General features: G+C 63.3%; 6 protein-coding genes. All 6 read right to left on the reverse strand.

Annotation, left to right across the window (positions count from 1 at the left end):
• The coding region (locus tag I5W_RS28525; protein WP_044531787.1) for an aldehyde dehydrogenase at nucleotides 1-1,405 on the reverse strand (1,405 nt) is incomplete at its 3' end.
• A gap of 45 nt (nucleotides 1,406-1,450) precedes the next feature.
• Nucleotides 1,451-2,902 (reverse strand): aspartate aminotransferase family protein, encoded by a 1,452-nt coding sequence (locus I5W_RS28530; RefSeq protein WP_044531788.1) that lies wholly within the window; start codon nucleotides 2,900-2,902, stop codon nucleotides 1,451-1,453.
• A 103-nt stretch (nucleotides 2,903-3,005) separates the two neighbouring features.
• Nucleotides 3,006-4,376, reverse strand: coding sequence for a glutamine synthetase family protein (locus I5W_RS28535; protein ID WP_017453504.1), 1,371 nt, complete (start codon nucleotides 4,374-4,376; stop codon nucleotides 3,006-3,008).
• A 144-nt stretch (nucleotides 4,377-4,520) separates the two neighbouring features.
• Nucleotides 4,521-5,288 (reverse strand): gamma-glutamyl-gamma-aminobutyrate hydrolase family protein, encoded by a 768-nt coding sequence (locus I5W_RS28540; protein ID WP_044531789.1) that lies wholly within the window; start codon nucleotides 5,286-5,288, stop codon nucleotides 4,521-4,523.
• Nucleotides 5,289-5,330: 42 nt separating this feature from the next.
• On the reverse strand, nucleotides 5,331-6,338 hold the full coding sequence (locus I5W_RS28545) for a WD40/YVTN/BNR-like repeat-containing protein (protein ID WP_044531790.1): 1,008 nt from the start codon (nucleotides 6,336-6,338) through the stop codon (nucleotides 5,331-5,333).
• A 9-nt stretch (nucleotides 6,339-6,347) separates the two neighbouring features.
• Nucleotides 6,348-7,540: efflux RND transporter permease subunit (locus tag I5W_RS28550; protein WP_044531791.1), on the reverse strand; the 1,193-nt coding region annotated here is incomplete at its 5' end.

Consider the following 7,540-nt stretch of genomic DNA (forward strand, 5'->3'; position numbering starts at 1 on the left):
GTTTGTAACCGCCGAAGGGTACGCTGATGTCATCCTCGTCATACTGGTTGACGTGCACCGTCCCCACCCGCAAGGCGCGCGCGGTCTGATGGGCCTTGGCCAGGTTGCCGGTCCATAAGCCAGCCTGCAGGCGAAAAGCGGTATCGTTGGCCGCAGCAATTGCATCGCCCAGGTCGTAAAAGCCGAACACCGACAACACCGGTCCAAAGATTTCCTCGCGTGCGATCTTCATGCTCTGGCCCACGCTGGCAAAGAGCGTCGGTTCGACGTAATAGCCACCGCTGTCCTGCCGCACCCGCTGCCCACCGGCCAGCAGTTGCGCGCCCTCTTCCCGTCCCGATGCGATGAAGCCCAGCACGGTATTCATCTGCACCTCATCCACGATGGCGCCCATGACCGTGTTTTCATCCAGGGGATCGCCCGGCTGGAACGACGGCATCAACGCCAGCGCCTTGTCGATGAAACGATCATAGATACCCGCTTCCACGTACAGGCGCGAAGGCGCGTTGCAGCTTTCGCCCTGGTTGAAGAAGATCGACCCCACCGCCGCCCGTACGGCGGCATCCAGGTCGGGACAGTCGGCGCAGACGATGTTGGGCGACTTGCCGCCCAGCTCCGTCCAGACCCGCTTGAGATTGGATTGGCCGGCATATTGGGTGATCTGCTTGCCGATCCGGGTGGAACCGGTAAAGCCGATGCAATCGACGTCCTGATGTAGCGCCAGGGCTGCTCCGGCTTCATGGCCATAACCCGGCGTGACATTGAACACCCCGGCTGGAATACCCGCCTCCAACGCGATATCGGCCAACCGCAAGGCTGACAAGGGCGATTTTTCAGACGGTTTGAGGATGACGCTGTTACCGGCCGCCAGTGCCGGGGCGATCTTCCAGGACGCCATGATCATCGGGTAGTTCCACGGCACGATGGCGGCCACCACGCCCACCGGTTCACGCGTGATCAAGGCCAGCGAGGCATCGCCGGTCGGGGCGATTTCGTCATAGAGCTTGTCGATGGCTTCGCCATACCAGCGGATGCAATTGGCCGCAGCTGGCACGTCCACGCTGCGGCTGTACTTGATCGGCTTGCCCATGTCCAGGGTTTCCAGCAGCGCCAGTTCATCGCGGTATTGCAGGATCAGGTCGGCAAAGCGGATCAGGATGCGCTTGCGCGCCGCCGGCGCCAGCCCGGCCCAGCGCCGGTCCTCGAAGGCCTGGCGGGCGGCGGCCACGGCGCGGTCGATATCGGCCGTGTCGCAGCGGGCCACCGCGGCCAGCTTGCGGCCATCGATGGGGGAAATGCAATCGAAGGTGGCGCCGGACAGCGCCGCCACGCGCTGGCCATCGATGCTGGCGCGGCCGTCGCGTGGCACGGCGGCGGCGCGTTCATGCCAAAGGGTATCGCTCATGATGATCTCGATTCGGTCAAGTTGAGGAGGACGATCAAGGGAGATTTACACCAGCCCTTGCTGGCGCAGATCTTCCAGCGTCTTGTCCAGGCACAGGCGGATGAGCGCGATCATTTCATCGATCTCGGCATGAGTCATGGTCAGCGGCGGCGCGATGATCATGCGGTCACCCACGGCGCGCATGATCATGCCGTTGGAGAACATGTGGCCGCGACAGATCATGCCGACGTCAAGCTTGGCGTCGAAGGGTTCGCAGTCATGCACCTTCTCGGCCTTCTTCTTGACCAGATTGAGACCGGCCACGAAACCGCAACTCTCGGCGCTGCCCACCAGCGGATGGTCGGCCAGCGTGGCGAAGCGCTGCTGCAGATAGGGGCCGATATCCTCGCGCACCCGCTGTACCAGACCTTCTTCTTCGATGATGCGGATATTTTCCAGCGCCGCCGCGCAAGCCACCGGATGGCCGGAATAGGTGAAGCCGTGGTTGAATTCACCGCCCTCCTCGATCAGCGCCTGGGCCACGCGGTCGCCCACCAGCACGCCGCCCAGCGGCACGTAACCGGAGGTCACGCCCTTGGCGAAGGTCATCAGGTCGGGCTTGACGCCGAAGTGTTCGCAGCCGAACCAGTGGCCCAGGCGACCGAAGCCGCAGATGACTTCATCGGTCACCAGCAGGATGCCGTACTTGTCGCAGATGCGCTGGATTTCGGGCCAATAGGTGGCGGGCGGGATGATGACGCCGCCCGCGCCTTGCACCGGCTCGCCGATGAAGGCCGCTACCTTGTCGGCGCCCACCTCCAGGATCTTCTGCTCCAGCCAGGAAGCCGCTGTCAGGCCGAACTCTTCCTCGCTCTGGCCACGGCCACCCTCGACGTAGTATGGCTGGCCGATATGGACGATGCCCGGAATCGGCAAGCCACCCTGCTCATGGATACCCGACATACCGCCCAGCGAGCCGCCGGCCATGGTGCTACCGTGGTAGGCGTTATGGCGGCTGATGATGACGTGGCGTTCCGGCTGGCCCTTGATGTCCCAGTAGCGACGCACCATGCGCACGATGGTGTCGTTGCCTTCCGAACCGGAGCTGGTGAAGAAGACATGGTTGAACTGCGGCGGCGAAATTTCCACCAGCTTGGCCGCCAGTTGCACCGCCGGCACGTTGGTGGTCTGGAAAAAGCTGTTGTAGAACGGCAGTTGCTGCATCTGGGCATAGACGGCATCGGCAATGCGGGTACGGCCATAGCCGACGTTCATGCACCATAGGCCCGACATGCCGTCCAGCAGACGCTTGCCTTCCGAATCCCAGAGGTAGATCCCCTGACCGCTGACGATGACCCGCGCCCCGCGCTGGTTGATGCCCTTGGGATCGGTGAAGGGATGCAGATAGTGTGCCGCGTCCAGCGCCTGGATGGCACGGGTATCGACGGCGGCAGCCTGGCTGCTGGGATTGAATTGCGGCGCGATGGCGGCGATGGGGTTGAGCGTGTTGTATTGCATGATCGACCTTTGTTCTCAGGATGAGCGCCCTAGAGCGCTTGTAAATGATGTGCCTTGGCGTGAATGATCCAGCGCCAGATAATCGGATGGCCGACTGCCGGCCTCAGACGTGCAGCAACAGGTGCTCACGCTCCCAGGGGCTGATGACTTGCATGAACTCGGCGTGCTCCAGCGTCTTGATGGCGGCATAGACGTCGATGAAGCGCTCACCCAGTACCTGGCGCAGATGGGCTTCCTTACGCAAGCCATCGAGGGCCTCGGATAAGGTCTGCGGCAATTGGTAGTCGAGGTCATAGGCGCTGTTGACCGTCATCGGCGTAGGCTCCAGGCGCTGGGTCATGCCCAGGTAGCCGCAGGCCAACGTCACCGCCAGGGCCAGGTAGGGATTGGCATCGGCACCGACCACGCGGTTTTCCACGCGGCGGTCCTGCGGCCCGGCCTCCGGCACGCGGAAGCCCACGGTGCGGTTGTCCCGGCCCCACTGGATGTTGATGGGGGCGGCGGTGTGGCGCACGATGCGGCGGTAAGAGTTCACATACGGCGCGACGATGGCCATGGCGGCCGGCATATAACGTTGCAGACCGCCGATGTAATGACGGAATGTTTCACTGGCGCTGCCATCGGGGTTGCTGAAGATGTTCTGCCCGCTCTTGCTATCCACCACGCTCTGGTGGATGTGCATGGCCGAACCCGGTTCGCCGGTCATGGGCTTGGCCATGAAGGTGGCATACATGTTGTGCTTGAGCGCCGCTTCGCGCAGAGTACGCTTGAAGAAGAACACCTTGTCGGCCAACCCCAGCGGCTCGCCATGCAGGAAGTTGATCTCCATCTGGCCCGCACCGATTTCATGGATCAGGGTATCGACGTCCAGCTGCATCATGTCGCAGTAGTCGTAGATATCCTCGAACAGCGGATCGAATTCATTGACCGCATCGATGCTGTAGACCTGACGACTGGTCTCGGCACGTCCGCTGCGTCCCACCGGCGGGCGCAGGGGCAGGTCCGGGTCGGTGTTCTGCGCGGTCAGGTAGAACTCCAGCTCGGGCGCCACCACCGGCGACCAGCCGCGTTCGGCGTACAAGGCCAGCACCCGACGCAGCACCGAGCGCGGGGCGAAGTCGATCAGCGAACCATCGGCGAAATAGCAATCATGGATCACCTGCGCCGTCGGATCGGTGGCCCAAGGCACCAGCGTGATGGTATTGGGATCGGCGCGCAGGATCATGTCGCGATCGGTGGAGGAGATGGCGCGCTCGTAGGCGGCGTCATCGGTGGGATAGTTACCGGTGACGGTCATGCCCAGCACGGCTTCGGGCAGGCGCATTCCGCGGTCTTCGGTGAACTTGGTGCGCGGCATGATCTTGCCGCGCGCCACGCCGGTCAGGTCCGGCACCAGGCATTCGATCTCGGTGACACGATTCTCATTGAGCCACTGGTCCATGTCGTTATAGGAAAAATTATTGCGCAATGACATAGGGTCCTCTCGTAATACGTTGTAGTTGGGGTCTGGCTGGCCCCGCTGGGGGCATCACTGGCGTGGCGACATCCTCACTGCTTGGCCCACGCACAGGCGGCGCGATGCGCTACGGCAGCCCCGACAGGAAAGTGCATAGCGCCTTCATGCCCTGCCCTCCTTCTTGTGTTGCTGGTATTGGCGGCAAGCCTGGCCAAAGGCCGCCAGCAGGCTCATCGAATCGGGGTTCTCGGTGATCTTCCATTCCGGGTGCCACTGCACGGCCAGCATGAAACCGGCGCCCTCGGCGGCGCTGAAGGCTTCCACCAGACCATCCTCGGCCACTGCTTCCACCCGCAATCCCGGCGCCAGTCGGGCCACGCCTTGACCATGCAGGGAATTGACCATCAACTCGCCGCGGCCACCCAGGGCGGCCGAGACGATGCCGCCCGGCGTCAGGCTGACCCGGTGCGCAGGGCCGTATTGGACGTCCAGCGGATCATCGTCGTCATCGCGGTGATCCATCATCCCCGGCACCTGGTGTACTGCCTGGTGCAACGAGCCACCCAGGGCCACGTTGATTTCCTGGGTGCCGCGGCAGATCGCCATGAGGGGAATGCGACGGTCCACCGCCTTGCGGATCAGCGGGATGGTCAGTGCATCGCGCGCTTCATCCAGCGGCAAGGCCGGATTCAAGACGTCTTCACCGAACAGCGAGGGATGCACGTTGGAGGGCGAACCGGTCAGCAGGATGCCATCGGCCACGTCCAGCACGGCTTCCCAGTCGGTGCGCGCGGCGCAGGCCGGCAGCACCAGCGGCATACCTCCGGCGCCCAGGGAAACGGCATCCACGTACTTCATCTGCGCCAGGTAATACGCATCGGTATCGATCTTCATGGTGCAGGAAGGGACAATGATGAGCGGCTTGTTCATGATCTCAGCGGGCTAACAATGGAGGGAAAATGGAATGAATCCTCAATCGGATGTCTTGGGCAGCAGGCGCATGACGTCCGGCACCACGCCCTGCTTGGAAAAGGCGATGGCCGTGGTCGGGCCGGTGGCGCTGATGGCGGTCAGCGTGAGGCGGTCCTCGCGCTGGGCCGCATGGAAGCTGCGCCCCTGGTCGTCGCTCCACAGCACCACGCCATCCAGGCCCACGGCGATGACGCGTTGACCGACCTGGCTAAGTGCCGTGATGGAACTCTTGACGCCGCTATCGATGGCTTGCCAGTGGTCACCGCCATCGCTGCTGCGATAGATGGTCCCGCGCAAGCCGGCCACCAGCAGGCTGCCATCGCGCAGCGCCAGACCGGTCCAGAATGAGCCCTTGTAGCCGGTGTCCAGGTAGGTCCAGTTCTGGCCTAGATCATCGGAACGTAGCACCAGGCCGCGTTCGGCCACGGCGTAGAGTCGCTTGCCGCTGTTGAACAGGCCCATCAGGTTGCGGTCTGCCCGGCCTCCATCGGGCGGCTTGGGCAGCTTCACCTGCTGCCAACTGCGGCCACCGTCCTCGGTGGTCAGCAGCAACGACCACAGGCCCACCGCCACACCATGGCTGGCATCGCTGAAATGGATGGAGAACAACGGCTGGTCGGTCGTGACATCGCTGCGCTGCAGGCTCCAGGTCTGGCCGCCATCGGTGGTGTGGATGATGGTCCCCCAATGACCGGCTGCCCAGCCGTTGCGCTCATCGGCAAAACTCACGCTGGTCAGGGTCACGCGGGTAGGCACGGTGCCGGCCTGGCGGAAATGCTGGCCACCGTCATCGGAGAGCAGCACCGCGCCATACTCGCCCACGGCCACCAGGCGGTTGCCAGCATGGTCGACGGCCAGCAACATGCCAGCGGCCTGTTGCACATCGGGCAGCGCCATCTTCTGTTGCGGCGCTGGCGGTTGCTGGGCCAACGCAATGCCCGCGCTCAAACCGAGAGTGAGTGCCACGCCAAGTGGCAGCAGCCGTTTTTTTGCGTACTTGGTAATCATCAGAAAACCTCAGTGATCGAAGATGCCAGAGGCACGTACCGCCTTCTTGCGCGGGAACAGACGCTCCAGCCACACCGCCAGTGCCGGCAAGGCGGTCATGGCCATGACCAGGTTGACCAGGAACATGAAGGCCAGCAGCTTGCCCATGTCGGCCTGGAACTTGAGAGCCGAGAAGGACCAGGTCGCCACGCCGATGGCCAGGGTGATGGCGGTGAAGATGGTGGCCATCCCCACTTCCAGCATGGCCTGCTCCAGTGCCTTGACGATGGGCGTGCCGTGCGAGAGATGTAGTTGCAGGCGGTTGTAGATGTAGAAGGCATAGTCCACGCCGATGCCCACGGCCAGCACCATCACCGGCAGGGTCGCCACCGTCAGGCCGATCTCCAGATCCTTCATGAACCAGTAGCCGATGAAGGTCCCCACCGTCAGCGGCAGGCAGCAGGCGATGACAGCGCGCAGGTCGCGATAGACCAGGAACACCAGGATGGCGATGGCGGCATAGACGTAGAGCATCATCGGCAATTCGCTGCGCTCCAGTTCATCGTTGACGGCGGCCAGGATGCCGGCATTGCCCGCCGCCAGGGCGATGGTGACGCCCGGCAGACGGTCTTGCTGACGGAACTGCTTGATCTTGGCGATCACGCCATTGATGGTGGCCGCCTTATGGTCGGTCAGGAACAGATGCGCTGCGACCATGCTGCAATCCTTGCGCATGTAGCCATGCAGACGACTCACCTCCACCGACAGACCGGCATAGTTGCCGGCGTCCAGGGGGATCACGGCCATCTTGGGATTGCCCTCGTTGTAGCCTTCGTTATAGGTACGCAGCAGGTCGGCATAGCTGCTGATGGACAGCACTCCGGGCACGCCGCGCATATAGCCGACGAAATCATTCTGGTAGCTGCCCAGGGCGACGTTTTCACAGGACGCGGGCTGGGCTTCGAACATCACCGTCAACCAGTCCAGGCCGGTGTCGTAACTATTGGCGATGGACAGCGCATCCTGGTTGAAGCGCGATTCGACGCGCAGCTCGGGCGCACCCGGCTGCAAGGTGCCGATCACGCGATCATGGCTCTGCCAGATCGATACGCACAGGATCACGGCAGTGGCTGCCAGTACCCAAGCGGCCTTGCGCGGCTCGGCCACGCGCGCCAGGTAGCGCAACCAGCGGGCACGCTGCTCGCGCTTGAGCAGGCGCGTCG

It is taken from the genome of Herbaspirillum sp. B65, assembly GCF_000333555.1.
GTDB lineage: Bacteria > Pseudomonadota > Gammaproteobacteria > Burkholderiales > Burkholderiaceae_D > Herbaspirillum > Herbaspirillum rubrisubalbicans.